The sequence below is a fragment of the Xanthomonas hortorum genome (genome assembly GCF_040279205.1).
GTDB classification, from domain to species: domain Bacteria; phylum Pseudomonadota; class Gammaproteobacteria; order Xanthomonadales; family Xanthomonadaceae; genus Xanthomonas; species Xanthomonas hortorum_F.
In genome coordinates this window covers 1-23,828 of sequence record NZ_JBEOLS010000020.1, presented here as the reverse complement: position 1 = coordinate 23,828, position 23,828 = coordinate 1, and the positions used below count along the sequence as shown (strand labels likewise).

At 64.0% G+C, this 23,828-nt stretch carries 19 protein-coding genes; 7 read left to right on the top strand and 12 right to left on the bottom strand.

Translation table 11 applies throughout. The features are described 5' to 3' along the window. The 5 genes from eno to ABS769_RS10075 all read right to left on the bottom strand — a co-directional run bounded on the left by eno (position 1) and on the right by ABS769_RS10075 (position 4,909). Positions 1–1,293: a phosphopyruvate hydratase gene (gene eno, locus ABS769_RS10095; protein ID WP_317061520.1), complete on the bottom strand. Its 1,293-nt coding sequence runs from the start codon at positions 1,291–1,293 to the stop codon at positions 1–3. A gap of 125 nt (positions 1,294–1,418) precedes the next feature. Continuing rightward, on the bottom strand, positions 1,419–1,781 hold the full coding sequence (locus ABS769_RS10090) for a hypothetical protein (protein WP_317061521.1): 363 nt from the start codon (positions 1,779–1,781) through the stop codon (positions 1,419–1,421). Beyond that, on the bottom strand, positions 1,778–2,608 hold the full coding sequence (gene kdsA / locus ABS769_RS10085) for a 3-deoxy-8-phosphooctulonate synthase (protein WP_006453321.1): 831 nt from the start codon (positions 2,606–2,608) through the stop codon (positions 1,778–1,780). The genes ABS769_RS10090 and kdsA overlap by 4 nt, the downstream gene beginning before the upstream one ends. Positions 2,609–2,811: 203 nt before the next feature. Continuing rightward, positions 2,812–4,476 carry a CTP synthase gene (locus tag ABS769_RS10080; protein WP_023903735.1) on the bottom strand — a complete coding sequence of 555 codons (1,665 nt, stop codon included), beginning with the start codon at positions 4,474–4,476 and terminating at the stop codon, positions 2,812–2,814. Positions 4,477–4,666: 190 nt separating this feature from the next. Then, the gene (locus tag ABS769_RS10075) at positions 4,667–4,909 is read right to left on the bottom strand and encodes a hypothetical protein (protein WP_006453323.1); all 243 of its coding nucleotides are present in this window, start codon (positions 4,907–4,909) and stop codon (positions 4,667–4,669) included. 161 nt (positions 4,910–5,070) lie between these two features. Between ABS769_RS10075 and parE the strand changes: the two genes are divergently transcribed. Next, on the top strand, positions 5,071–6,960 hold the full coding sequence (gene parE, locus ABS769_RS10070; RefSeq protein WP_074057659.1) for a DNA topoisomerase IV subunit B: 1,890 nt from the start codon (positions 5,071–5,073) through the stop codon (positions 6,958–6,960). Between the two features lie 373 nt (positions 6,961–7,333). Continuing rightward, positions 7,334–8,848 (top strand): S10 family peptidase, encoded by a 1,515-nt coding sequence (locus tag ABS769_RS10065; protein WP_023903732.1) that lies wholly within the window; start codon positions 7,334–7,336, stop codon positions 8,846–8,848. A 279-nt stretch (positions 8,849–9,127) separates the two neighbouring features. Here the strand turns inward: ABS769_RS10065 and ABS769_RS10060 are convergent, their stop codons facing one another. The 3 genes from ABS769_RS10060 to ABS769_RS10050 all read right to left on the bottom strand — a co-directional run bounded on the left by ABS769_RS10060 (position 9,128) and on the right by ABS769_RS10050 (position 11,776). Then, positions 9,128–9,889, bottom strand: a complete 762-nt coding sequence (locus tag ABS769_RS10060; protein ID WP_317061522.1) for a YdcF family protein — start codon at positions 9,887–9,889, stop codon at positions 9,128–9,130. A gap of 123 nt (positions 9,890–10,012) precedes the next feature. Further along, positions 10,013–11,140, bottom strand: coding sequence for an inorganic phosphate transporter (locus ABS769_RS10055; RefSeq protein WP_317061523.1), 1,128 nt, complete (start codon positions 11,138–11,140; stop codon positions 10,013–10,015). A 9-nt stretch (positions 11,141–11,149) separates the two neighbouring features. Beyond that, on the bottom strand, positions 11,150–11,776 hold the full coding sequence (locus ABS769_RS10050) for a DUF47 domain-containing protein (RefSeq protein ID WP_006452783.1): 627 nt from the start codon (positions 11,774–11,776) through the stop codon (positions 11,150–11,152). 274 nt (positions 11,777–12,050) lie between these two features. Here ABS769_RS10050 and ABS769_RS10045 point away from each other — a divergent pair, with 274 nt between their 5' ends. Then, positions 12,051–13,391, top strand: a complete 1,341-nt coding sequence (locus tag ABS769_RS10045) for a hemolysin family protein (protein ID WP_006452784.1) — start codon at positions 12,051–12,053, stop codon at positions 13,389–13,391. Next, positions 13,375–14,040, top strand: coding sequence for an exopolysaccharide biosynthesis protein (locus ABS769_RS10040; RefSeq protein ID WP_317061525.1), 666 nt, complete (start codon positions 13,375–13,377; stop codon positions 14,038–14,040). Before ABS769_RS10045 ends, ABS769_RS10040 begins: the two co-directional genes overlap by 17 nt. Positions 14,041–14,081: 41 nt before the next feature. Here the strand turns inward: ABS769_RS10040 and ABS769_RS10035 are convergent, their stop codons facing one another. Further along, positions 14,082–14,582 (bottom strand): pyridoxamine 5'-phosphate oxidase family protein, encoded by a 501-nt coding sequence (locus ABS769_RS10035; protein ID WP_006452786.1) that lies wholly within the window; start codon positions 14,580–14,582, stop codon positions 14,082–14,084. A 60-nt stretch (positions 14,583–14,642) separates the two neighbouring features. After that, complete coding sequence (locus ABS769_RS10030) at positions 14,643–15,644, bottom strand: LLM class flavin-dependent oxidoreductase (RefSeq protein WP_317061526.1); 1,002 nt, start codon at positions 15,642–15,644, stop codon at positions 14,643–14,645. A gap of 445 nt (positions 15,645–16,089) precedes the next feature. Here ABS769_RS10030 and ABS769_RS10025 point away from each other — a divergent pair, with 445 nt between their 5' ends. Then, positions 16,090–17,502, top strand: a complete 1,413-nt coding sequence (locus ABS769_RS10025) for an MFS transporter (protein WP_317061527.1) — start codon at positions 16,090–16,092, stop codon at positions 17,500–17,502. A 33-nt stretch (positions 17,503–17,535) separates the two neighbouring features. On the opposite strand, the gene ABS769_RS10020 is transcribed toward ABS769_RS10025, so the two are convergent. Together ABS769_RS10020 and ABS769_RS10015 are read right to left on the bottom strand one after the other, a co-directional pair. Beyond that, on the bottom strand, positions 17,536–19,260 hold the full coding sequence (locus tag ABS769_RS10020; protein WP_317061528.1) for an ABC transporter ATP-binding protein: 1,725 nt from the start codon (positions 19,258–19,260) through the stop codon (positions 17,536–17,538). Positions 19,261–19,344: 84 nt separating this feature from the next. After that, entirely contained in the window at positions 19,345–20,406 is a 1,062-nt protein-coding gene (locus tag ABS769_RS10015) for a serine kinase (RefSeq protein ID WP_317061529.1), read from the bottom strand. 154 nt (positions 20,407–20,560) lie between these two features. Between ABS769_RS10015 and ABS769_RS10010 the strand changes: the two genes are divergently transcribed. Continuing rightward, complete coding sequence (locus ABS769_RS10010; RefSeq protein WP_317061532.1) at positions 20,561–22,114, top strand: B12-binding domain-containing radical SAM protein; 1,554 nt, start codon at positions 20,561–20,563, stop codon at positions 22,112–22,114. Positions 22,115–22,171: 57 nt separating this feature from the next. Further along, positions 22,172–23,386 (top strand): nucleotidyltransferase family protein, encoded by a 1,215-nt coding sequence (locus ABS769_RS10005; protein ID WP_317061530.1) that lies wholly within the window; start codon positions 22,172–22,174, stop codon positions 23,384–23,386. Positions 23,387–23,828: the final 442 nt, after the last annotated feature.

Genomic DNA, 23,828 nt, shown 5'->3' with positions numbered 1-23,828 from the left:
TTATCGCTTGATCGAAACGAACGCGTCGCGGCCGGCATAGCGTGCGCCGGAGCCCAACGCCTGCTCGATGCGCAGCAACTGGTTGTACTTGGCGACGCGATCGCTGCGGCACAGCGAACCGGTCTTGATCTGCGTGGCGGTGGTGGCCACGGCGATGTCGGCGATGGTGGTGTCTTCGGTTTCGCCCGAACGGTGCGAGACGATCGAGGCGTAGTTGGCCGCATGCGCCATCGCGATGGCTTCCAGCGTCTCGGTCAGCGTGCCGATCTGGTTGACCTTGATCAGGATCGCATTGGCGGTGCCCGAGTCGATACCCTGCTTGAAGATCTTCGGATTGGTGACGAACAGATCGTCGCCGACCAGCTGCACCTTCTTGCCGACACGGTCGGTGAGCAGCTTCCATCCGGCCCAGTCGTCTTCGGCCAGGCCGTCTTCGATGCTGATGATCGGGTACTGCGCGACCCAGTCGGCCAGGAAGTCGACGAACTGCTCGCTGGTCAGGCGCTTGTTCTCGCCGACCAGGTTGTACTTGCCGTTGTCGTAGAACTCGCTGGAGGCCACGTCCAGGCCCAGCAGCACATCTTCGCCTGCGGTGTAGCCGGCCTTGCCGATCGCTTCGAGGATGGTGTCCAGCGCTTCGACATTGCTGCGGAAGTCCGGCGCAAAGCCACCTTCGTCGCCCACCGCCGTGCTCAGGCCGTGGCCCTTGAGCACCGACTTGAGCGCGTGGAAGATTTCGGTACCGGCACGCAGCGCTTCGGAGAACGAGCTGCAGCCGACCGGCAGCACCATGAACTCCTGGAAGTCGACGTTGTTGTCGGCGTGCGCGCCGCCGTTGATGATGTTCATCATCGGCACAGGCAGCGACACATCGGATTCGGTGATGGTGGACAGGTACTGCCACAACGGCTGCTTGCGCGAGGCGGCCACGGCATGCGCGGCGGCCAGCGACACGCCCAGCAGCGCGTTGGCGCCCAGGCGGCCCTTGTTCTCGGTGCCGTCCAGGTCGATCAGGCGACGGTCCAAGCCCTGCTGGTCGGCCGCATCGAAGCCCTTGAGCGTCTCGGCAATGGTGCCGTTGACGTTCTGCACCGCATGCAGCACGCCCTTGCCCAGGTAGCGGGTCTTGTCGCCATCGCGCAGTTCCACCGCTTCCTTGGTGCCGGTCGAGGCGCCCGAGGGCACAGCGGCGCGGCCGAACGAGCCGTCTTCCAGCGTGACTTCGGCCTCCAGCGTGGGATTGCCGCGGGAGTCGAGGATTTCGCGGGCGAGGATCTTGGCGATAGTGGTCATAGGAACGATCGGTTACCAGTAAGGGGGGAAGTACACCGGAAACAAGCTGCGGGATTATCGCCGCACACCGGCACATTGCCAAATCGCATTCAGCCGCCGCACGCGACAGGCCGGCGAACATGCCGCTAGGCCATCAAGCCCAGCAGCGGTAAACCAGACAGCAGCAGCAAGACCGACAGCAACACCAGCGCAATGATCGCTACGCCGGATTGGCGAGCCAGCCGCAACGCCAGCGGGCCGGCGATCAGGCAACTTGTGATCGCTATCGCGGCCAGCAGCAGCGTGACCAGCATTGGCACCCGCGTGGCCCGCATGGCATGGTCGCCGTCGCCCGGCATGCCCATGCTGGCAGCGACCAGCACCGTCATCGCGGCCATGCACGCCCACGCGGTGATCGATGCGACCAGCGCGATCCAGCCCCAAGGCCAGTGGCGCCACTGCCGACGCTGGCGGCGCGACGCGGCCAGCGCCCAGGGATCGGAACTCATGCGAAGCGCGCGAACCCGTGCTTCTTGGTGACGGCATCCAGTTCCATCAGGGTTTCGAGCAGTTCTTCCATGCGGTCCAGCGGCCACGCGTTGGGGCCATCGGACAGCGCCTTGGATGGATCCGGATGGGTTTCGGCAAACAGGCCGGAAATGCCCACCGCCACAGCAGCACGCGCCAGCACCGGCACGAACTCGCGCTGGCCGCCTGAACTGCTGCCCTGCCCGCCCGGCAACTGCACCGAATGGGTGGCATCGAAGACGACCGGGCAGCCGGTGTCGCGCATGACGCTCAGCGAGCGCATGTCGCTGACCAGATTGTTGTAGCCGAACGAGGCGCCCCGCTCGCAGACCATGATCTGCTCGTTGCCGGTCGACTTGGCCTTGTCGACCACCGGCTTCATGTCCCACGGCGCCAGGAACTGGCCCTTCTTGATGTTGACCGGCTTGCCGGCCGCGCAGACGTTCTTGATGAAGTCGGTCTGGCGCACCAGGAAAGCCGGGGTCTGCAACACATCGACGACGGCGGCGACCTCGTTCATCGGGGTGTATTCGTGCACGTCGGTCAGCACCGGCACGCCGATCTGCTGCTTCACCGCAGCCAGCACCTTCAGGCCCTCTTCCAGGCCAGGGCCGCGGAAGCTGGTGCCGGAGGTGCGATTGGCCTTGTCGAAGCTCGACTTGAAGATGAAGTTGATCCCCAGCTTGCCGGTGATCTCCTTGAGCTTGCCGGCCACGTCGAGCTGCAGCTGCATCGACTCGATCACGCAGGGGCCGGCGATCAGGAACAACGGCTGATCCAGGCCAACGTCGAAGTCACACAGTTTCATCAGGTCACCTATTGATTAAAGCCCCTCTCCCATCGGGAGAGGGGTTGGGGTGAGGGTATGGTTGCGAAGCGCTTGTGAAGCCCGATGGTTTGCCCTGGCTGGCGCGTGGCGACGCGTTCGTCATGGTTGCCATCTTCCGGTTTACTGCGGCGCCCCTCATCCGGCGCTGCGCGCCACCTTCTCCCGATGGGAGAAGGAAAATCTCACGCGCGCGCTTCCTTCAACAACTTGCCGCCCGCCTTCTTCTCGCGCGCGGCGCGCACGAAGCCGATGAACAGCGGGTGCCCGTCGCGTGGTGTGGACAGGAACTCCGGGTGCGCCTGGCAGGCCAGGAACCACGGGTGCGTCTCGCGCGGCAGCTCCACCATTTCCACCAGCGTGTCGTCCATCGACTTGCCGGAAATCACTAGGCCGGCATCTTCCAGCTGAGTGCGGTAGCGGTTGTTGAACTCATAGCGATGACGATGCCGCTCTGCCACCACATCCTTGCCATACACCTCGCGTGCCAGCGTGCCCGGCTTCAGGCGCTGTTCCTGCAGACCCAGCCGCATGGTGCCGCCCAGATCGGACTTCTCGTCACGCTTTTCGACTTCGCCGGTGGCGGTACGCCATTCGGTGATCAGGCCGATCACCGGGTGCGGCGACTGGCGATCGTTCTCGGTACTGTTGGCCGCATCCAGATTGGCGACATGGCGGGCATAGTCCACCACCGCCGCCTGCATGCCGTAGCAGATACCGAAGTACGGCACCTTGTGCTCACGCGCGTACTTGGAGGTCTGCACCTTGCCTTCGAAGCCGCGATCGCCAAAACCGCCCGGCACCAAAATGCCGTCGATGTCCTGCAAGGCGGCCATGTCGCTGCCTTCCAGATCCTGCGCTTCCAGCCACTTCAGATTGACCTTGGTGCGCTGGCGCAGGCCACCGTGCCGCAATGCTTCGGCCACCGACTTGTAGGCGTCCTGGTGATCGACGTACTTGCCGACCACCGCAATGGTGACTTCGTCCAGCGGATGCTTGACCGCATCCACCACCGCAGCCCACTCGGACAGATCGGCCGCGGCGACCTTGTCGCGCAGCTTGAACTGGTCGATGACCAACTCGTCCAGGCCCTGGCGGCGCAGTTCCAGCGGCATGCCGTACAGCACATCGATATCCGGGCAGCTGATCACTGCGCGCTCGGAGACGTTGGTGAACAACGCGATCTTGCGACGTTCCGAATCCGGCACCGCCTGCTCGGAGCGGCACAGCAGCACGTCCGGCTGGATGCCGATCGAGCGCAGTTCCTTGACCGAATGCTGGGTCGGCTTGGTCTTCAACTCACCGGCAGCAGCGATGTACGGCACCAGGGTGAGATGCATGAACATGGCCTTTTCGGCACCGCGCTCGGTGCGCACCTGGCGGATCGCTTCCAGGAACGGCAGCGACTCGATGTCGCCCACGGTGCCGCCGATCTCGATCAATGCAACATCGAAACCTGCGGTGGCCTCGTCGATGCAACGACGGATCTCATCGGTGATATGCGGAATCACCTGCACGGTGGCGCCCAGATAATCGCCGCGACGCTCCTTGCGGATCACGTTCTCGTAGATCCGGCCGGTGGTGACGGAGTTCTTGCGCGAAAGACGCGTGCGCACGTAGCGCTCGTAGTGGCCCAGATCCAGATCGGTCTCGGCACCGTCGTCGGTGACGTAGACCTCGCCGTGCTGGAACGGGCTCATCGTGCCCGGGTCCACATTGATGTACGGGTCCAGCTTCATCATCGTGACCTTCAGGCCACGCGCTTCAAGAATGGACGCAAGCGAAGCGGCCGCAATGCCCTTACCCAACGAGGACACTACGCCGCCTGTAACAAAAATCAGGGGGGTCATGGGGCTTGAAGCCTCCCGGAAAGCCATAGTTTAGCGGGTGACGGACGAATGCCCAAGGGTTGCGTGACGCCGCTGCGATCACGCAGTGACAAACGCGCGCCGCGTGGGCCGCAAATGCAGACGCCCCGACCTAGGCCGGGGCGTCTGTGGAGCAGATGACCGATGTGAAGCCAGTCGGTGCGCAGCGCGATCAGCGCGCCGGCTTCTTTTCTTCCTCTTCCTCTGGCAGCGCGGCATCGGCCTTGGGCTTCTGCGCAGCAGCGGCGGCACGGCGCTCTGCCTTGCGCTCGGCTTCGGTCTTGGCCTTAGCGTCGTCGGCCTTCTGCGCGGCGGCGCCCTGACCGGTCTGCTGCGGAGCGGCCTGGGCCATGGCAGGAAGCGCCGCGACTGCGGCCGCACCCAGGGTGAGCATCAGAATGTGCTTGAACTTCATGGTGTCCTCCGGTTTCGGTGACATCCTCAGGTGGGGACGATTGGTTCCGAATCCAACGCCAGGGTATCCAGCCGCACCCCGCCCTGCACTGAACGCCTGTCGCGTGCAAAAAAACGGTTCTGCCCCCACACTTGCGCGTCGTTTCACGTGCCAAGAGATGCATGAACACCCGTTATAACGCCGCCGATATTGAAGTGCTGTCGGGCCTGGACCCGGTCAAACGCCGTCCTGGCATGTACACCGACACTGCGCGCCCGAACCATCTGGCGCAGGAAGTGATCGACAACTCGGTCGACGAGGCGCTGGCCGGTCACGCCAAGCAGGTCGAAGTGACCTTGTTCAAGGATGGCAGCTGCGAGGTCTCCGACGACGGCCGCGGCATGCCGGTGGACATGCACCCGGAGGAGAAGATTCCCGGTGTGGAGTTGATCCTGACCCGCTTGCATGCCGGCGGCAAATTCAACAATCGCAACTACACCTTCTCCGGCGGCCTGCACGGCGTGGGTGTAAGCGTGGTCAATGCGCTGTCGACCAAGGTCGAGCTGTTCATCAAGCGCGAAGGTAGCGAGCACCGCATGGAGTTCCGCGACGGCATTGCCGCCTCCAAGCTGGAAGTGGTCGGCACCGTCGGCAAGAAGAACACCGGCACGCGGCTGCGCTTCTGGGCCGACCCGAAGTACTTCGACACGCCCAAGTTCAACGTGCGCGCGCTGCGCCATCTGCTGCGCGCCAAGGCGGTGTTGTGCCCCGGCCTGACCGTCAAACTGCACGACGAAGCCACCGGCGAGCAGGACAGCTGGTACTTCGAAAATGGCCTGCGCGACTACCTCAAGGGCGAGATGGCCGAGCACGAGATGCTGCCGGCCGACCTGTTTGCAGGCAGCCTGAAGAAAGACACCGAGATCGTCGACTGGGCCGCGGCCTGGGTGCCGGAAGGCGAACTGGTGCAGGAAAGCTACGTCAACCTGATTCCGACCGCGCAGCACGGCACCCACGTCAACGGCCTGCGTTCGGGCCTGACCGATGCGTTGCGCGAGTTCTGCGACTTCCGCAACCTGCTGCCGCGCGGGGTCAAGCTTGCGCCGGAAGATGTGTGGGACAGGGTCACCTTCGTGCTCAGCCTGAAGATGACAGACCCGCAATTTTCCGGGCAGACCAAGGAGCGTCTGTCCTCGCGTCAGGCCGCCGGCTTCATCGAAGGCGCCGCGCACGATGCCTTCAGCCTGTACCTCAATCAGAACGTGGAGATCGGCGAGAAGATCGCGCAGATCGCCATCGATCGCGCCAGTGCGCGGTTGAAGACCGAAAAGCAGATCGTCCGCAAGAAGGTCACCCAGGGCCCCGCCCTGCCCGGCAAGCTGGCCGATTGCATCAGCCAGGACCTGTCGCGCACCGAATTGTTCCTGGTCGAAGGCGATTCGGCCGGCGGCTCGGCCAAGCAGGCGCGCGACAAGGATTTTCAGGCGATCCTGCCGCTGCGCGGCAAGATCCTCAACACCTGGGAAGTGGCCTCGGGCAGCGTTCTGGCGTCCGAAGAAGTGCACAACCTGGCGATCGCGATCGGCTGCGACCCGGGCAAGGACGACATCAGCGGGCTGCGCTACGGCAAGGTCACCATCCTGGCCGACGCCGACTCCGATGGTTTGCATATCGCGACCTTGTTGACTGCGCTGTTTCTCAGGCACTTCCCGGCATTGGTGGCCGCCGGCCATGTGTTCGTGGCAATGCCGCCGCTGTTCCGTGTGGACGTGGGCAAGCAGGTGTTCTACGCGCTGGACGAGGAAGAAAAGACCACGCTGCTGGACAAGATCGCGCGCGAGAAGATCAAGGGCCAGGTCAGCGTTACACGCTTCAAAGGCCTGGGCGAGATGAATCCGCAGCAGCTGCGCGAATCGACCATTCATCCGGACACGCGCCGGCTGGTGCAGCTGACCATCGACGACGGCGAACAGACGCGTTCGTTGATGGATATGTTGCTGGCGAAGAAGCGCGCCGGCGATCGCAAGCAGTGGCTTGAGAGCAAGGGCGATCTGGCTTCGCTGGAAGTTTAAAAGATACGGAAAGGGTAAAAACATCGGAAGTTAAAGCCCCTCTCCCGCCGGGAGAGGGGTTGGGGTGAGGGTACGGGGCGAAGCCACTCTGTAATGGATGACACGAGGCTTCGCCCGTACCCTCATCCGCCCCTGCGGGGCACCTTCTCCCGAGGGGAGAAGGGTGTGCTATCGGTTTTTTCGGTAAACGCCGATTTTCAACGGACTGCGCAAACCCGACACTTTGGGTCAGACAGCCACCTGCAGCCGCACACGCCGCTTCAAGCCACCAGGCAAGCCACATCGGTCAACGCGACACACATGCCTTTGTGCACATCCACCGAGCGCTGCCGGGGCCTAGCATCGTCGCTCCCCTGTTCGAACCTCGATCGCCATGCCCTCTTTTCTCCATGCCGGCCTGCTGGCCTGTGTCCTGCTCAGCGGGACGGCGCTGGCCGCTGCGCCAGATAAAAACGATAGTAAAAGCGACGCCAAAAGCGATGCAAAACCCGACGCAGCGGCATCCAAGCCTGCGCCGTTGCCGGCCGATGCCAGCGTACGTCAGAGCACGCGCGTGGCCGGCCGGACGCTGAGTTACACCGCCACCGTCGGCACGCTGCCGGTACGCGACGCGCAAGGCAAGACCACCGGCGAGGTGGTATTCACTGCCTACACCGTGGATGGCAAGGACCGGCCAGTCACGTTCGCATTGAACGGCGGGCCCGGCGCGTCGTCGGTGTATCTGAACATGGGCGCGATCGGGCCGAAGGTGGTGGGTTTCGGCGCCGAAGGCGATAGCGCCTCGGCACCGGCGGCATTGCGCGACAACCCCGGCACCTGGCTGGACTTCACCGATCTGGTGTTCATCGACCCGGTCGGCACCGGCTTCAGCCGCTCCCTGATCGGCGACGACGAGGCCAAGAAGCAGTTCTACAACCCGCAGGCCGACGTGGAATATCTCTCGCGCGTGGTCTACGACTGGCTGCTCAAGAACCGTCGTTTGCAGGCGCGCAAGTACCTGGTCGGCGAAAGCTATGGCGGTTTCCGTGGACCGCGCATCACCCATTACCTGCAAACCCGGCTGGGCGTGGCGATGAACGGTGTGGTGCTGGTGTCGCCGTATCTCAATCCGACCCTGGACGACAACAGCGATGTGTCGCCACTGGCATGGATGATGACGCTGCCCTCGATCGCCGCCGCGCACCTGGAGCGCCAGGGCAAGCTCAGCGACAGCGCCATGCGCGAGGTGATCGATTACACCCGCGGCGACTACGCGGTGGCGCTGATGAAAGGACGCACCGACCCGCAGGCCAGCGAGGCGATGCTGCAGCAGGTCACGCGCATGACCGGGCTGGATCCGGCCTATGTGCGACGCTCCGGCGGACGCCTGGAAACCCAGGCGTATCTGCGCGAGGTGTTTCGCGACAAGGGCGAACTGGGTAGCCGTTACGACTCCAACGTGACCGCGTTCGACCCGTTCCCGAACGATCCGGAGCAACGCGCCAACGACCCGTTGCTGGACAGCATCATCGCCCCGACCACCACCGCGATGGTGGACTTCGTCACCCGCGTGGTCGGCTGGAAGGTCGACGCGCGTTATCAGGCGCTCAATTACGACGTCAACAAACTGTGGGACTGGAACGACGAACTGCGCAAGGGCGCGGTAACGCAACTGCGTCAGTCGGTGGCGATCGACCCGAAACTGCGCGTATTGATCGCGCACGGCTGGAACGATCTCTCCTGCCCGTTCATGGGCTCGGTGCTGACGGTGGATCAGATGCCGGCGATGGGCAACGACCCGAAACGTGTGCAGGTGCGCGAGTATCCGGGCGGCCACATGTTCTACAACCGCGCCGACAGCCAGACCGCATTCCGCAACGACGTCAAGGCGATGTACGAAACACGCTGAGCGCAAGCATCGCCGGCCGCACATGCGGCTGGCGATGCTGCGGGCCGGTTGCAGCAAGCAAATGCGCAGCAGTCGCAAAACCACCGTGCTGAGCCGTTACTTTTCCCGGCCGCCGCGCGTGCGTTGCTCCCGTCGAGACCTCCACCGCACCAAGCAATGTTGGAAATAAATCAGCCGCGCACACCAGGACGCACGCCGGCTTTTACGAATCTCGAATCTCGAATCTCGAATCTCGAATCTCGAATCTCGAATTCCCAATCCCGAATCCCCACTCCCCGCTCACAACTCCCCAGGCAGCGTGGCCTTCACATTCCAGCCCAACCACTCGTAGACCCGGTAGCGCGCAATGCCCAGATACTCGTGCAGGGCGACATCGGCCACGGTGAAGTTGTAGCTCTGCGGCAACCAGGCCCAGGAGGCGGTCAACCAGTCCGAGCGCACCGGCGTGGCCTTGATGCCGAAGTGACGGAAATACAATTCGGCGCGGCGCAGGTGCGTGGCCGAGGACACCAGCACAACCCGATCGGCACGGTACTTGCGCAGCAACGGCTGGCTGAACTGCGCGTTCTGCCAGGTGTTCATGCTGGAGGGCTCCATGATCAGATCGGCCTGATCAATGCCTATCCCGATCAACACCTTCCGATACACCACCGCTTCGGACAGGCCCAGCCCGCGCGCGTCGCCGCCGCTGATCTCGATCTTGCAGTCGCCGCCATGCGCGCGGCATTGCCGATACAGCCGCGCCGACTCGACGATGCGGCCGTAAGCAAACATGTTCGCTTCGGCGGTGGCATCCGGGCCATCGGGCCGCACCGTGCCCGCGCCCAGCAACACGATCATGTTGCGCGCGCGCCAGTCGTTGAAATCGTTGACGCCGGTCTGTTGCAAGCCGTGCAGCATCCAGCTCGACAAGGGACCGCAGCCGACCAGCAGCAGCAACGCCAACGTGGCCGCCGCCAGCGCGCGTGCGCTGCGTCGCCAGCGCCGGCGACCGATCAGCCAGGACAGCAGGAACAACACGCACACCAGTGCAAGCATCATCGGCGCGTTTTCCTCAGGCAGAACGCGTTAGAACATCAGTGTCGAACGGGATGACCTGCAACAGGACCACCCGCAATCAGCGCCGTATCGTCGCCGACCGAGGTGACCAGGCTACGACAGCACTCAGGTCCAGCCAAACCATTCGAAGCAACGCAGGATCAGATACGCCACGCCGCCAGCGGCCGGGATGGTCAAAATCCAGGCCCAGACGATGCGCTCGATCACGCCCAGCCGCAGCGAGCGTGGATTCTTGGCAAAGCCCACACCCATGATCGCGGTGGAAATGCTGTGCGTGGTCGATACCGGCATGCCGAAATGCGCGGCCACGGTGAGCACGGTCGCCGAGCTGGTTTCTGCGGCAAAGCCGTGGATGGGGTGCAGCTTGACCATCTTGTGGCCGAGCGTCTTGATGATCTTCCAGCCGCCCGAGGCGGTACCGGCGGCCATCACCACCGCGCAGGTCAGCACGATCCACATCGGGATGCCGTCGCCGGCTCCAATGCCGGTACCCGGATGCAGGAAGCTCAGCCAGCTCGGCAGATCGTCCAGTGCACCGGCCGACTGCGCGCCGATCAGGGTCATGGCGATGATGCCCATGGTCTTTTGCGCATCGTTGTGGCCGTGCGCATAGCCCATGTAGGCAGCCGAGGCGATCTGCGCCTTGCCGAAGAAGGCGTTGACCCAGCGCGGACGCGCCAGCCGGCCGATCGGCCCACCGAGTTTGGCCATGCCGGCGATGATCGCCCACAGCAGCAGCATCACCACGATGCCGAGCAGGAAGCCGGCGATCGGCGAGGTGATCATCGGCACGAACACCTTCCACAACAGGCCCTTGTTTTTGGCCCAGTTGCCGATGTTTTCCGACCAGATCAAGGCGTTCCAGTTGTTGTGCGCCGCGGCCAGACCGGCGCCGCACAGACCGCCGATCAAGGCGTGCGACGACGACGACGGCAGGCCCTTCCACCAGGTGATCAGGTTCCAGATGATGCCGCCCAGCAGCGCGCACAGAATCACCTGCGGGGTGACCTCGACCACGTTGGTGTTGAGCAGGCCGGAAGCAATCGTCAGCGCAACGGCGGTGCCGGTGAGCGCGCCGATGAGGTTCATGCCGGCGGCCAGCATGACAGCCCAACCCGGCGACAACACCTTGGTGGCGACCACGGTAGCGATGGAGTTGGCGGTGTCGTGGAAGCCGTTGATGAACTCGAATACCAACGCCGCCAGAATCACCACCAGAACTAGGGTAAGCACGCGGCGACCTCAGCTGTTCTTCAGCACGATCTGGTACACCACCACCCCTGCCTCGCGGCAACGGTCGATGGCCTTTTCCAGAATCTCGAAGAATTCCTTGAGCAGGAACATCTGCAGCGTGTCCAGGCGGCCGGAATAGATGTCGCGATACAGCTCGAGCATCAGCCGGTCGGCTTCGTTTTCCAGCATGCGCAGCTTGTCGTTGAGCGCGGTCATGCGATCGATGTTCATCTGCGGCAGGTCGGTCACCATCTCCACCACCACCGCAGCGGCCTGTTCCAGCATCGCCGCGCGCGGCGCGAAGTCGATGTGCTCCAGATGCTTGGTGGCCAGCGAGTAGCGGTCGGCGAACTTCTCGACCTGCTTGGGAATCTTGTACAGCGCCGAGCCCAGCGCTTCGATGTCCTCGCGCTCGATCGGGGTCATGAAGCTGTCCACCAGCGCCTGGCCGATCTTGTCCGAGGCGGCGCGTTCGCGCAGGCGGGCCAGCTTGAAGGCGTCCAGCGCGGGTTGGCGGTCGGACGTGCGCATCATGGCGTGCAAGGCCTTGGTGCTGTCGTAGGCGGCCTGCGCCGCTTCGTTCAGAAGCGCATAGAACTGCTTGCCGGAGCCGAAGATGGTCTGCAACGAGAACATGGGTGAAGAACTTCCTGCCGTCGAGGGAGAGACGGACGCCGAGGGCGAATTATGACCGTTCCGTGACGTGTCTGGATATCTCGGTGCCTGGGGCGGCCTTCACATGCGCATTTCCCGGCTCGAACCACCCTGCGGTTTGCTAACATGCTCGCGCGCCTTCGGGTGCACCCTATGGAAGACGACCCCCTACCCTCCCGTTGCCGCCCCGCCCTCGTGCGCGCCGGCCAACCTAGTGCTCGCCCGCCCTCCCCTTCACTGACCGGGGAAGACGCCCGTGGTTGAGTTTCTGATCGTTATCGCGCTGATTTTGTTGAACGGCTTCTTCGCCATGTCGGAGATGTCGCTGATGACCTCGCGCAAGAGCCGCCTGAAGCAGATGGCCGGCTCCAGCAAGCGCGCCGCGCGGGCCCTGGCATTGGCCGAAAGCCCGGAAAACTTTCTGTCCACGGTGCAGATCGGCATCACCTCGATCGGCATCCTGACCGGCCTGTTCGGCGGCGAAGCCATCGGCGAGGCCATCGGCGAGCGGCTGCAGCTAGCCTTCCCTGCGCTATCGGCCACTTTCTCGCTGGTTGGCGAGCCCAAGCCGTATTCGGCGGTGATCGGCAGCACGCTGGCGGTGGCCTTGATCACCTTCCTGACGCTGATCTTCGGCGAACTGGTCCCCAAACGGCTGGCGCTGCGCAATTCCGAAGACATTGCCGGCGTGGTGGCGGTGCCGATGGCGTGGCTGGCAAAAATTGCCGCACCCGGCGTGTGGGTGCTGGCGCGCTCGACCCGGTTGGTGCTGCGCATGCTGGGCATGGGCAAGGACGAATCGGCATCGGTGACCGAAGAAGAGATCCGTATGCTGGTGGCCGAAAGCCACGAGGCCGGCGTGATCGACGCGCACGAGCGCGACATGATGAACCGGGTGATGCGGCTGGGCGACCGCACCGCCGACAGCCTGATGACGCCGCGCAATCGCATCGCCTGGCTGGATGCCAACGCCGAGCCGGAACGCAACCTGCAGATGATGCGCGAGCACGAATTCTCGCGTTACCCGGTGTATCGCGGCAGCGACCAGGACATCGCCGGCGTGCTGGAAGTCAAATCGCTGGTCACGCGCATGGGCGGGCACGGCGAGAACCTGTTCCAGGCACTGCGCGATACCTTGTTCGTGTCTGAATCCACGCATGCGATGAAGCTGCTGGAGATCTTCCGCGAAGAACAGCAGTCGATGGCGTTGGTGGTGGACGAATACGGCGAAATCCGCGGCCTGGTGACCATCAGCGACCTGATGGGCGCAGTAGTCGGCCGTCTGCAGGCGGTGGAAAACACCGACGAAGACGCGCTGGTGATCACGCGTGCGGACGGTTCGTTACTGATCGACGGCTCGCTGCCGGTGGAAGAACTGCGCGAAGTGCTGGGCGCCGAACTGCCCGAAGCCGACGAAGGCGATTACCACACGCTCGCGGGTCTATGCATCTATTACTTCGGGCGTATTCCGCAGGCCGGCGAATTCTTCGATTGGGCCGGCTGGCGTATCGAGATTGTGGATCTGGATGGGGCGCGCGTGGACAAGCTGTTGCTGAGCCGCATCGGCGATGAGGACAGCGATGACATCGTCGGATAACGGCGCGCCGCCATCCGATGATTCCGGCGGCGAACACATGCGGTATCGCAATGAAGGCATCCGCAGCTTGCTGGCGGCCTTCAGCGAGGGCGACCCGAATCATGTGTTGCGTGTACGCGAGATTCTGGCCGATCTGCAGCAGAGCGCGTTCGGCGTGTTTCTGTTTCTGGCGATCCTGCCCTCCTTCATTCCGATTCCCGGCGTGGCCGGTGGCATCAGCGGGCCGCTGACGGTCTTGATCGGCGTGCAGATGATGTGCTGCCTGCGCAAGCCGTGGGTGCCGCGTTTCATCGGCGAGCGTGGGCCGCGCCGCAGTACCAGCCAGCGTTTCGTTGCGCGGCTTGCGCCAACGCTGCAGCGCCTGGACCGGCTGCTCAAGCCGCGTTTGCACGGCATGCTGGATCGTATCCCGGCGCAGGTATTCACCGGCTTGCTGCTGGTGCTTGTCGGCATCTTGCTGACGCTGCCGATCCCGTTTACCAACTACATTTTCGGCCTGATCCTGCTGCTGTTCGCGCTGGCCCTGCTGGAGCGCGATGGCGCCTTGCTGCTGGTGGGCTGGGCGGCGGCGCTGGTGTCGGTGGCGGTGTTCGGGGTCACTTCCGACCAGCTGCTGGATCTGGTGCGCGATTGGTGGCCGGTCGCCTAGCGCTGATGCGCGAGGCGATCGGCACACCTGATCGGTCGCCGTTACTTCAGATCGACCACACGGTTGTCTGAAAGGCTGCCCGTGTCGTCGGTGACTGCCGTCATCACGAAGTACAGCGCCTTGCCCAGCAACCCGCTCGGGCCATCCCAGTATTCGGCCGATTCGGCACGCACGTGGATCAGACGCAGATTGGGGTCATCCTTGCCGCCCGGAAAAAACACCTTCATTGCCGGCGACCAGAGTTCATCGATCTTGGCGCGGTCATTGACCACGCGCGCGGTACCGGCGACCGACACGTAGCTGTTCTTCGACGCCGAGGCGTACGCCACATTGACGCGCGGGTCGGCGGCAATCTCTGCCACCTTCGGGCTATCGGCAGCGGTGGCGAACCACAGATCGCCATCGAATTCGACTTCCTGGGTGCCCAACGGCCGGCTCACCAACTTGCCGTCGGCCGAGACGGTGGTGAACATCGCAATGTCCACGCCGCGGATCAATTCCGCCAACTGCTTGATGCTCTCGCTGCGTTGCTGAAGGTGCATGCTGTTCTTCCCAATGGATGTGCACGCATCTGAGCGGATCGCCGCGCAAAGCGACGTGAATCACACAGTGGTCACGTCCAGTTCGCGGCAGGCGATGGCGGCGATTTCGAACGAACGCAAACGCGCGGCATGGTCGTAGATGTTGGCGGTGAACAACAACTCGTCCGGTGTGTGGCGATCGATGAACTCGGCCACGCCCTGCGCGATCTGCTCGGCATCGCCCAGCACCGTGCAGGCCAACGCGCGCTCCACACCGGCACGTTCGTGCGGCTGCCAGAAGCTGTCGATATCGTCGATCGGTGCGGGAATCTTGCCCGGCTTGCCGCGCCGCAGGTTCACGAAACTCTGTTGCTGGGTGGTGAACAGGCGACGCGCCTGCGCCTCGGTCTCGGCAGCCACCACGTTCAAGGCCAGCATCACGTGCGGCTTGGCCAACTGTGCGGACGGGCGGAACTCGCGGCGGTAGATCGCCACGGCTTCGTCCATCGCATCGGGTGCGAAGTGCGAGGCGAACGCGAACGACAGGCCCATCGCTGCGGCCAGGCGTGCACTGAACAGGCTGGAGCCCAGCAACCACACCGGCACGTCGAGACCGGCGCCCGGCACGGCTTGCACCAGTTGGCCCGGCACCGCCGGTGCGAAGTAGCGCAGCAACTCGGCCACGTCCTGCGGGAAGTGATCGGCACTGTCGAAATAGCGGCGCAAGGCGCGCGCGGTGGGCTGGTCGGTACCGGGCGCACGGCCCAGGCCCAGGTCGATGCGCTGCGGATACAACGACGCCAGCGTGCCGAACTGTTCGGCCACCTGCAGCGGCGCATGGTTGGGCAGCATGATGCCGCCGGCGCCGACGCGGATGGTCTTGGTGCCACCGGCCACATGACCGATCAGCACCGCAGTGGCCGCGCTGGCGATGCCCGGCATGTTGTGGTGCTCGGCCAGCCAATAACGCTGATAGCCCCAGCGCTCGGCGTGCTGGGCCAGATCGAGCATGTTGGCGAAGGCGTGGGTGGTGTCGCTGCCTTCGCAGACCGGCGCCAGGTCGAGCACGGAAATGGGCGTCATCGGATGACTCCGGGGAATGAATGATGTGCAAGAGATGGGGCTGGCCGGCCGGCATTGCTACCCGCTCAGGTGGCGCTGAGGGGATTACAGCATTCCAGTGGTCGAACAGCGGGGATGGTTTATGGAGGCGTTACTCCCTTCTCCCCTCGGGAGAAGGTGCCCCGCAGGGGCGGATGAGGGTACGGGCGAAGCCTCGTGTGCTCAACTATTGCTAGGGCCTCGCCCCCGCTCCGCGCCCCGGCCCGCGCTTGCGGCGCGGGCGCTCCAAGACACGCGCGCCAGTGGCGCGCAAGCCGTGCCTTCTCGCCCCGCAGGAGAGGGGCTTTTAGAGGGGCTTTTAGATGCCTGTGGCTGCTGGTGCGCGAATGCGTTGAGCGCGTCGCGAAGCACAGCTGCTGACCGATCAGAGGGCTGGCTATGATGGATGCCGAACTGGCCACGCTGCATGACAATGACTTTGACCGCTCCGCTTGACCCTGCTTCCGGCGCTGCGCAGATCGCGGCGCGCATCGATCGGCTGCCGGCCAGTGCCACGCTGTGGCGATTGGTTGGCTTGCTCGCGCTGGGCGGATTTTTCGAGTTGTACGATCTGTTCCAGACCGCCTACATCAGCCCCGGGCTGATCCGCGATGGCATTTTCGCCAGCGGTGCGGATGGTGTGTTCGGCATGTCCGACCAGGCCGCGTTTGCGGCAGCAACCTTTCTGGGGCTGTTTGTCGGCGCGGCATTGCTGAGTCCGTTTGCCGATCGTTTTGGGCGCAGGCTGGTCTTTACGTTCGCGTTGATCTGGTACACCGCTGCCACTGTGGCGATGGGCCTGCAAAGCACTGCCACCGGCGTCATCGTGCTGCGCTTTGTGGTCGGGATCGGGTTAGGCATCGAGCTGGTCACCATCGACACCTACCTGTCCGAATTGGTGCCGCGGCATATGCGTAGCGCCGCATTTGCGTTTGCGTTCTTCGTGCAGTTTCTGGCCGTGCCGGCCGTGGCGCTGACCGCCTGGCTGCTGGTGCCGCATGCACCGCTGGGGGTGAGCGGCTGGCGTTGGGTGGTATTGCTGAGTGGCGTGTTTGCGCTGGCGATCTGGTGGCTGCGCAGCCGTTTGCCGGAATCGGCACGTTGGTTGGCGGCGCAAGGACGCCATGCCGAAGCGGACGCGGTGCTGATCCAACTGGAGGCGCGCTGCGAACACGATCTGGGCGCGCCATTGGCAATGCCGCAGCAGGTGGCGGCGCCGTTGGCACACAGCGACACCCAGGCATCGCTGTTATGGCGAGCGCCCTATCGCGGGCGCATCGGCATGCTGGTGGTGTTCCATATCTTTCAGGCGATCGGCTTCTTCGGTTTCGGCAATTGGCTGCCGGCACTGATCTCGGCGCAAGGCACCGGCGTGACCAAGAGCCTGGGCTATTCCTTTGCGATCTCGCTGGCCTACCCGTTGGCGCCGCTGCTGTTGTTGCGGTTTGCGCAGAGCTGGGAAAACAAGTGGCAGATCACCGCATCGGCGTTGGGCGCAGTGCTGTTTGGCGTGCTGTTTTCGCAGCAGCATCAGGCGACCGGCATGGTGGTGTGCGGGGCGATGATTGCGTTCTGCAATGCCTGGATGAGCTTCGCTTATCACGGCTACCAGGCCGAGCTGTTCCCCACCGGATTGCGCGCGCGTGCAGTAGGGTTCTGTTATTCCTTCAGCCGTCTTTCCACCGCTGTGAGCAGCGTGCTGATCGGTTGGCTGCTTGCTCAGGTCGGCAGCCATGGCGTGCTTGCGTTTATCGTCATCAGCATGTCGATCGTGGCGAGCGTGATTGCGCTGTTCGGGCCGCGTACGCGCAATCGTGCGCTGGAAGAAATTGCCGGTTAATCCAGGTGCCGACGCAATTGAACTGCGCAGCGATTACGCGCGCGAGCTTGCAACTGCATCGACTTTGACAGCCGCCTGCGCAGCAAGCACGACGCCGAGCGCAACCGTACGATCGGCCACTGCTGCCAGACTGGTGCGGTGCGAGACCACCACCAACACGGTCTGCGGCAGACGCTGGCGTAGCGTGCACAACACCTGCTGTTCGGCATCTGCGTCCAGCGCACTGGTGGCTTCGTCCAGCACCGCCAAGGTCGGTTTGCGCAACAGCACTTGCGCCAATAACAAGCGCTGCGATTCGCCACCGGACAGGCGTCCCTCCGGGCCGTTGATCGGCGTCTCCAGACCTTGCCCGTCGCGCTGCAGGCGCGCGCTCAAACCGACATCGCCCAACACCTCCCACATGCGTGCATCCGCTGTGCCGGGTAGCGCCCAGTCCAGACAATCGCGCACGCTGCGCTGCCATGGCCGCACGCCCTGGCCGATGTAGGCGCTATGCCGAACCAATGCGCGATATGCGCCGAAATCCAGCCGGCGCCCGGCCATATGCGCGGTGAACTGCGCGGGCGGGGTCTGCCCGGAAAGCACATCCATCAGACTGCTCTTGCCGATACCGGACGGCCCGACGACCAAGGTCATTTCGCCCGGCAGCAGAATCATCGGACCGAGATCAAGCCTGGGCAGCGGCGGTGCCAGGCCGATGTGTTCGATATGCAGCGCTGCCGGCAATGGCACTGCCGTTTCTGCCGATGCGTGCGGGCGCGTGGTACCCAGTTCCACATAACGCCGCCACAACTGCAGCGCCGGCCAGGCCGAGCGCAGTTGCTGCACGCTTTGCCGTGTGGTGACCAGATACGGCAGCAAGCGCCCGAGCAGCAGGCTGACGGTGATCAGCGCGGCGCGGTCGGCGCCCTGCCAGAGATTGGCCAGCACCAGAATGCCGGCGATCGCGGCTACGGCAGTGAGTTCGAGCACCAAGCGGCTACCCGCCACCAGCTCCTGCTGTTGTGCATAGCCCTGCCCCAGCCGCGTGGAAATGCGCTCGTAATGGTGGCTTTCGACGTCTTCGCGCTGGAACGAGCGCACATGCCGCAGGCGACGCGGGAAGTCTTCGCTCAACCAGAACAACTGCGTCATGTCGGCCACGTAGTCGCGGCTGATGCGCGCCTGCCTGTCGCTGCTGGAGATGCGTAAGCCCAACCAGGCCAGGGCGAGCAGCAACGGCATCGCCAGCACTAGCGCGGGTGCGATCAGCACGGCAATGCAGATGCTCACCAGCGCAGTGATGCCGGCTACCAACAGCTGCAGCACCGCACTGAAACCTTGTGTGGCGATTTCGATGTTGTAGGTGAGTACGTTGGCGATTTCTGCCGAACTGGCGCCGGACAAGGCTGGCAACGGTGCGTCGATCAACGCGGCATGCACGCGACGGCGCAGCCCGATCGCGTAGCGGCTGGTCAGCCGTGCGGCCAGCCGCGCGCTGTGCCATCGCAGTGCGGCAAATACCAGGCTGACGCCGGCAAACAGCGCCGTCTGCATCGCCAGACCATCAGGCAACGCCAACCGATAGCCGGCCAACTGCACGCCATGGCCAGGCTGCACCAAGGGGACCAGGCAGACCGCCACGATGCTGCCGGCCAATGCAGCCGCCAGCGACAAGGCAACATAGAGCGCGATGGTTGGCACGTCTGCAGGCACCAGCGTGCCGACGAACGTGCGCAAGCTGGCACGCCTGCGATCGCGGGGGATGGAGGTCTGCATCTCAGTGACGCACATCGTGCAAGAGGCGCTTCGGCACGCTGGCAGGCGTATGGATCACGCGACGACGCACCGGCATCTGCGCCCTCATCGCAACAGCTGCAGCAGTGCATCCACCGATGCCTGCGGATGCGCGCCGCGCCGCAGCGTGAACATGCCGACGCGCTGCACCTGTTCGACAAAGCGCTGCCACCCTGGTTGACCGGCGGCGTAAGGCTGATCGCGCGCCAGACAGTCGGCAATCTGCTCGGCCGGCGTTGGCAGCAGACGCTGCGCCGACGTGCTGGCAGGTGTGCCGGACAGCATCACCACTGCGCACATCTGCAAGGGCGTGCGCGCAAGCCGTGCACGGCCATGGCGGATATCGATCTCGAACTTTTCCACGCCACTGCGACGACGGATGGTCGGCGATGCGCTGATCCACGCGCGAGTGTCTGCATCGACCAGACCAAGCGCGTCCGAGCGCAGATGCAGGAAGTTGGCAACGCCGGTAGTCAGCAGACTCTCCGGCGCAACGAACACGCCATCTTCGGCGATGAAGTCCAGCCCATGCAGCAAGCTGTGCAGCGCCAGCGTCGACTTGCCCGCACCGCTGGCGCCGAGCAGCAACACGCTGCGCCCGTGCCGGCCCACGCATGCGCCATGCAACGGCACCAAGGCCATGCCACGCGCGGCGAGCAAGAACACTGCAAATTCGATCAGCTCATAACGCACGTGATAGGCGTGGGCGAGCATGTCCTCGGAGACCACCAGCATGGCGCGGCGCTCGGGCACCGACAGCATCAGGTAATTGCAGGCATCCAAGATGCCGCACAGCAAGCCACCGCTTGCGTGCGTGTGCACCGGTGGCGGTTCTGCGCTCGATGGCGCCTGGCCACGCGATACCAGATCCAGCGTGATATGGAAATCCGGCGCAGCCGGCAGGCGATGCGCGGGCAAGCCTGCATAGGCAGCATCCACCAACGCCAGCAACGCCTCGCTGTCGCTCTGGAAATGAAACAGCGCACCGAGAATCTGCCGGCGCACCACGAATCGACGCTCACTGCGCTCACCGAACGGGTCTGCAGGCGATAGCGCATTGCCGGGCGGCGCCAAGCGTGCGGTATCGCTCACTGGCAGGTGTTCCGCCAACGCGGCCGAGTGCGGCATGCCTTCCATCCATTGCATCAATCAGCCGGTGTGTGCCGATCCGTTGCTGAAAGGTTGCATCGCTGCCATCGATGCAGATGCACAACGCTTTGCACAGTGTGCATCGCAGCGGCGCAACCAAACGCATCTGCGTGCGCACCTACTGCCGAGCCGAATGCCGGTGTCTGCGCACGCCATTGCTGCGCGTAGCTGGCGACAGAACGAGAGCCTTGTGCAGATGCTAAAGATCCAGGTCAGTCATTCGTATTTTCTGCGTTACGACCCAAAGCAATGGGAGCGCGGCAAGCCGTATCCACCGTTGGCAACACTGCAGGTCGCAGCGTTGCTGCGCGAGCGTGGCCATACCTTGAGCCTGTTCGACGCGATGCTGGCCGAGGATGTGCAGGACTACACCGGCGCCTTGCACGCCGCGCAGCCGGACCTGGTGGTGTTCTACGAAGACAACTTCAACTTCCTCACCAAGATGTGCCTGAGCCGCATGCGCGAGGCTGCCTGCCAGATGATTGCGCAGGCGCGTGCGGCCGGTTGCCGCGTGCTGGTGGCCGGATCGGATGCTTCCGACAACCCGGATGTGTTTCTGGCCGCTGGCGCGCACGCGGTACTGATCGGCGAAGGCATCGCACCGCTGCTGGAACTGGTGGCACGCGTCGAAGCAGATCCCACCATCGACACGGGTGCCTGGCTCGCAGGCGTTGCACGTATCGCCACCAGCCCCTCTGCTGAGGCACACGTGCATCGCGGCGCACAACCGCCGGACGCACGCCTGAGCGGCCTGCCGGCGTGGGACCTGGTCGACATGCCGCGTTACCAGCGTTTCTGGCAGCAACGGCACGGCTATTTCAGCTTGAACATGGCCGCCTCGCGTGGTTGCCCGTTCCGCTGCAACTGGTGCGCCAAACCGATCTGGGGTAACCACTACAAGCGCCGCGATGCCGAAGATGTGGCTGCGGAAATGATCCACCTCAAACGCAGTTTTCAGCCCGATCACATCTGGATGGCCGATGACATCTTCGGCTTCCATATCGATTGGGTGGAGACCTTTGCGCAGCGTTTGACCGATGCCGATGGCGCGATTCCCTTCACCATCCAGACCCGCGCCGATCTGGCCAGCGAGCGCATGGCCGCGGCACTGGCGCGCGCCGGCTGCGCAGAGGCCTGGTTGGGTGCAGAAAGCGGCAGCCAGCGCATCCTCGACAAGATGACCAAGGGAACCACGGTTGGCGAGGTGATCGCCGCACGCCAACACCTGGGTGCGCGCGGCATTCGCGTGGGTTTCTTCATTCAACTCGGGTATCTGGGCGAGGAACTCGACGACATCCTGGCCACGCGCGCACTGGTGACGCAGGCCAACCCGGACATCATCGGCGTCAGCGTGTCCTATCCCCTGCCCGGCACCAAGTTCTACGAAGAAGTGAAAAACCAGTTGGGCGGCAAGACCCATTGGCAGGACAGCGACGACCTGGCGATGATGTTCCATGGCGCTTACGACTCGGAGTTCTATCGCAGCGTGCGCGATCTGCTGCATACGCAAGTGGATCTACAACAGGCGCGCGCAACGATGAGCGCCGATGCGTTTGCGCAGGCATCCGAGCACCTGGAGGCGCGCTGGTCTGCCCTGATAGCATCAGAAAAACAGCATCGCACCGAACCGCTGGTCAGCGTTGCCACAGGTCAACCGCGCCAGCTGGCAACCGTGCTGGTCGGCTAGCGCGCAACGCCTCTCGATCTTCTCGCACATCACCTCGCCTTACCGGATCACCTTCGCATGCAGCCTTCCCTTCGCACCATCAAGCACGGCCTGCGCACGGCCACCGAACGGCTGGCGCAGGAATTGGCGCAGCCAGGCGAAGTGGCGCCGCAGTGGGATCGGTTGCAATGGCAGCTGGCAGCCGCAGCGGCGGCAGCGCATGGCGTATCACCGCTGCTGCAGCGTCGCTCGCTATGGCAGAACGCCGAATGGACGACGTTTCTGAGCGAGCAACGCCGCCATGTCGAAGATCGGCATCGGCGCATCGCCGTATTGCTGACGCGCATCGATGCTGCGGCGCGTGCTGCAGGCATCGCGTTGGTCGGTCTGAAGGGAACTGCACTGCATCGGCTTGGCGTGTACCTGCCGGGCGATCGGCCGATGGCCGATATCGATCTACTGGTGGAACCGGAAGACGCACCAGCTGCAGCAGCACTGTTGTGCGAACTCGGTTACGTGGCCTCGTTCGAACAATGGAAGCATCAGGTCTTCAAGCCGATCCAAGGCGAAGCGGTCGCGGGACTGGGCGAGCATCGCGATGCGCCGATCAATATCGAGCTGCACACACGCATCCAGGAACGCTTGCCGGTGCACAACGTGGACATCACATCACGCATCCTGCCGGAGCGCCCGCAGCCGGGCTTGAATCCCTATCCATCCATTGGCGCATTGATGTGCCATCTGCTGCTGCACGCCGCCGGTGGCATCTGCCATCGCAGCATCCGGCTGATGCATCTGCACGATCTTGCGTTGCTGGCCACGCGCATGGGGCAGCGCGATTGGGACCAATTGTGGGAAGAGGCGAGCGTGTCGCCGTGGTGGGCATTGCCGCCGCTGCTGCTGCTGCAACGCTACTACCGCAGCGTGGTGCCGGCGGCGGTGATGGCGCGCCTGCAGGCCGATTGCCCGCGGTTGTTGCGCATGCGTGCAGCCCGCCAGACCTTGACCACGGCCTCGTGCTCCAACCTGTGGTTGCCGGCACTGCCCGGCATCGAATGGTCGCGGTCGCTGAGCGAAGCGCGGCAGTATCTGCACAACCGCGTTGCGCCGTCGGCCGAAAGCCGCAAGGAACGTGCGGACATGTTGCAGACACAGCTGTGGCTTCAAGGGCAACCATGGGTACGGCAGACTCAGGCACGCCGATTGATGACGCGGCTTACGCGACCAGTACCGCGCACCGACATGTTGTACGTGGTGCGTGCGGCGTTGGATGGGTATTTGCAGCCGGTTTGAAGGTAGGAGCGACTGACAAAACCAGTTTACGCAGGTCTGCTGCAGGGCGGCTGATCTGCGGCTTGGCGGCTTGGCTGCAGAGCCGTTGATCTGCGGCCTGGTTGCAGGGCCGCTGATCTGTGGCCTGGTTGCAGGGCCGCTGATCTGTGGCCTGGTTGCAGGGCCGCTGATCTGTGGCCTGGTTGCAGGGCCGCTGATCTGTGGCCTGGTTGCAGGGCCGCTGATCTGTGGCCTGGTTGCAGGGCCCTTGCCCGCCCACCATCGCGGGACACGCCGCAAGTACGTCCATGTAGGCTCTTACGCGGCATCCATGCCGCGTAAGGTCCCGCGATGGTGGGCGGGCAAGGACCAATCAAGATGGTCGGTGTGCTTAGCTCTAAAGCGAACAGCAAACTGTCTGGTGCGGTGCCCTCACCGATTGCGGGACCGTGTGGGGGGCTGG

Bases quoted from the DNA above. Each gene is read 5' to 3' on its own strand.
- ABS769_RS10040 (WP_317061525.1), top strand. From the start codon at position 13,375: ATGACATCGTCGGATAACGGCGCGCCGCCATCCGATGATTCCGGCGGC.
- ABS769_RS10090 (WP_317061521.1), bottom strand. From the start codon at position 1,781: ATGAGTTCCGATCCCTGGGCGCTGGCCGCGTCGCGCCGCCAGCGTCGG.
- ABS769_RS10015 (WP_317061529.1), bottom strand. From the start codon at position 20,406: ATGCCGCACTCGGCCGCGTTGGCGGAACACCTGCCAGTGAGCGATACC.
- ABS769_RS10030 (WP_317061526.1), bottom strand. From the start codon at position 15,644: ATGACGCCCATTTCCGTGCTCGACCTGGCGCCGGTCTGCGAAGGCAGC.
- ABS769_RS10060 (WP_317061522.1), bottom strand. From the start codon at position 9,889: ATGATGCTTGCACTGGTGTGCGTGTTGTTCCTGCTGTCCTGGCTGATC.
- eno (WP_317061520.1), bottom strand. From the start codon at position 1,293: ATGACCACTATCGCCAAGATCCTCGCCCGCGAAATCCTCGACTCCCGC.
- ABS769_RS10020 (WP_317061528.1), bottom strand. From the start codon at position 19,260: ATGCAGACCTCCATCCCCCGCGATCGCAGGCGTGCCAGCTTGCGCACG.
- ABS769_RS10025 (WP_317061527.1), top strand. From the start codon at position 16,090: ATGACAATGACTTTGACCGCTCCGCTTGACCCTGCTTCCGGCGCTGCG.
- ABS769_RS10035 (WP_006452786.1), bottom strand. From the start codon at position 14,582: ATGCACCTTCAGCAACGCAGCGAGAGCATCAAGCAGTTGGCGGAATTG.
- ABS769_RS10065 (WP_023903732.1), top strand. From the start codon at position 7,334: ATGCCCTCTTTTCTCCATGCCGGCCTGCTGGCCTGTGTCCTGCTCAGC.
- ABS769_RS10010 (WP_317061532.1), top strand. From the start codon at position 20,561: ATGCCGGTGTCTGCGCACGCCATTGCTGCGCGTAGCTGGCGACAGAAC.
- ABS769_RS10080 (WP_023903735.1), bottom strand. From the start codon at position 4,476: ATGACCCCCCTGATTTTTGTTACAGGCGGCGTAGTGTCCTCGTTGGGT.
- kdsA (WP_006453321.1), bottom strand. From the start codon at position 2,608: ATGAAACTGTGTGACTTCGACGTTGGCCTGGATCAGCCGTTGTTCCTG.
- ABS769_RS10050 (WP_006452783.1), bottom strand. From the start codon at position 11,776: ATGTTCTCGTTGCAGACCATCTTCGGCTCCGGCAAGCAGTTCTATGCG.
- parE (WP_074057659.1), top strand. From the start codon at position 5,071: ATGAACACCCGTTATAACGCCGCCGATATTGAAGTGCTGTCGGGCCTG.
- ABS769_RS10005 (WP_317061530.1), top strand. From the start codon at position 22,172: ATGCAGCCTTCCCTTCGCACCATCAAGCACGGCCTGCGCACGGCCACC.
- ABS769_RS10075 (WP_006453323.1), bottom strand. From the start codon at position 4,909: ATGAAGTTCAAGCACATTCTGATGCTCACCCTGGGTGCGGCCGCAGTC.